The sequence below is a fragment of the Methanomethylovorans sp. genome (assembly GCF_050177135.1).
Taxonomy (GTDB): Archaea; Halobacteriota; Methanosarcinia; order Methanosarcinales; family Methanosarcinaceae; genus Methanomethylovorans.
The window spans coordinates 1-2,875 of sequence record NZ_JBFXHJ010000214.1; the positions used below are offsets into that span (position 1 = coordinate 1).

General features: G+C 44.9%; 1 protein-coding gene. It reads left to right on the forward strand.

The annotated features are described in order from the left end of the window. On the forward strand, window positions 1–2,875 hold a 2,875-nt coding region (locus AB7U21_RS11640), incomplete at both ends, for a cobaltochelatase subunit CobN (RefSeq protein ID WP_428389230.1).

Consider the following 2,875-nt stretch of genomic DNA (forward strand, 5'->3'; position numbering starts at 1 on the left):
GAGAACATCACCCTGCCAAATGTAGATCTCTATTCTGGCAATTACACTGATATTGAAAGATACTGGCTGCAGGGTGGAGAGACCAACATGGGCAACATGCTGAAGTTCATGGGGCAGAAGTTCTCCGGTGCCTTTGCAGGACAAACGATTGCCGAACCAGATATCCTGCAAGAGAAGGTGAATATTACTTACATCATCAATTCGGACACCAGTGTATATTATATGGAGCAGGTGCTTGCTGAGAGAACAGTGATCACCGACCGTTTCAATGTCAATGTGATGACAGGTGGGGAGGCCATAAACAGCTCCATTGATATCACTAACGAAGATGTTATCATGTTATACATGGTGGGAGCCAACGAACTTCCTCAGATAAAAGACAAGCTCCTTGCTGCAAAGAACAACGGTGCACAGATAGGAATGTTCGGTATGCTGTCAGATGTGTACAGCATAGCAACCATAGATATGGACAATCCGCCGTACAATGCAATGACAGATTATCTTTTCAATGACGGATACAGTAATATGGAGAACTGGATCCGTTGCATCGGAGCTACCCTTGAGAGCGTCTATATTGAGCACTATGTTGCAGCTGAGCCAACTATTCCGGATGATGGTATCTATCATCCGGATGCTTTCCCAAGAACTTTTGCCAACAGTACCGAATATCTGGCATGGTATGCAGACCACGGTTACAATGCATCAGCTCCTACGATCGGAATAATCGGTAACAGACTGGGTAAGACTTCTATAGAATACAATTCCGAGGAAGCGATCATCAGAGAACTTGAATCAAGAGGATGCAATGTGATCTACACCACCTATGCAGTATGTGAGGATGATGTGGATTACTTTACCATGAACGGTGAAGTGATAGTTGATTCAATGATCTCGGTAAAAGGTTTCTATCTTAACTATAATGACCATGAAAAAGGAGTAGAATACCTGCAAAAGTACAATGTACCTGTGATCAAAGCTATACAGGATTATTACCAGACACCGGATGAATTTAATGAAAGTGTGCTGGGACTGAGCAGTTCCTCCATTGCATATCAGGTCACACAGCCTGAAATAGATGGGCTTACCGATTATATCTGGTTAGCCGGAAGGGTTCAGGACGAAGCAACAGAGCAGTATTACTATGAACCACTGGAATGTCAGGTCGAATGGATATGTGACAGGGCTATTGCATGGGCAGAGCTTGGAAGAGAAGCAAACGCAGATAAGAAGATCACTATCCTTTACTACAACCACGAGGGTGGCAAGAACAACATTGGTGCCAGTTATCTGGATATCGGTTCAAGCTTTACCCTGCTGCTGGAAGACATGCAGACTGCAGGATACAATATAGGAAACGGCAGTGTTCCAAATGGTAGTGAGTTCATCGATCTGTTCATTGAAAGCAGGAATGTGGGTACATGGGCACCCTGTGAGCTTGAGAAAGTTGTCCAGTCCGGATATGTAACTCTCTTGCCGGTAAATGAATATCTTGAATGGTACGAAACATTGCCACAGAGCGTGCGCACTGAAGTAGAAGATACATGGGGTAAAGCGCCCGGCGAGGTCATGACATATGAGGACAGAAGCGGAAAATACTTTGTAATACCGACCATCCAGCTTGGAAATGTCAATTTCATACCCCAGCCAACCAGGGCAGGACTGTCCGATGAGTCCCTTATATACCACAATTCCTCAATACCGCCCACACACCAGTATCTGGCGACATATTTCTGGATCAACGACATATACGATGCAGATGCCATGATACACTTTGGTACCCATGGTACACAGGAATGGTTACCAGGAAATGAAGTGGGTCTGTGGAGATACGATTATCCGTCTATCATGGTGGCTGAAACCCCGGTAGTCTACCCGTATATCATGGACAATGTGGGAGAAGGTACACAGGCAAAGCGCAGAGGCAATGCAGTCATAATAGACCATCTTACACCACCGATAATAGAAGCTGGCCTTTATGGGGATCTTGCCACGATGAGCGAGAAGATCCATAACTATCAGGATGCAAAAAGTGACAATGAAACTGGAATGATGGCACTCTATCGTAACAGCACGATACAACTTTACGGTAATCTCAGCCTTGCAGAGGATCTGGGAATCTCAACTGGTGAACTGTATAATATGACAGATGACGACTTTGAGAACTTCCTGAATAGCGTGCTGGAAGATTATCTTGAAGATATGAAATCAGAGCTCATCCCTTACGGTCTTCATGTCTTTGGTGTGGCACCAGATGGGGAAAAGCTTGTGTCCATGGTAAGGTCCATGCTGGGTGATGATTTCAGTGATCACATCTATAATGCGCTGGCTAAAGCTAACGGAACAGAGGACGAATGGAAGGCAGAAACAGATTCAAACGCCATGTTACTTCTAAATGCAACAATCTTAAATTCAACTAATATTTCAACAGCTCAGGCAGATATCCTCGGTCTGACGGATGCCAATGTTACATCTGATCTGGAGCTTGCAGCAAAATTTGCCTATAATCTATCTCTGACCACACGTGAGATAGACCAGACATTAAGGGCACTTAATGCTGAATACATAGAACCTGGTACAGGCAATGATCCCATCCGTAACCCGGATGCATTGCCCACTGGCAAGAACTTCTACAGCTTTGACCAGAGGACCATTCCCGATGAAGAGACCGAAGCTATGGGAGATGCCATCATAAACGCCTGGCTTGAAAAATACTATGCTGCGAATGGCACATATCCCAACAAAGTAGCCTTTGTCATGTGGTCTGTGGAAACAATGCGACATGAAGGTCTTATGGAAGCACAGATCTATGCTCTTCTGGGTGTGGAACTGGAAAGGACCAGCGGAAGGATAACAGGATTTAAAGTTATCCCGCAGG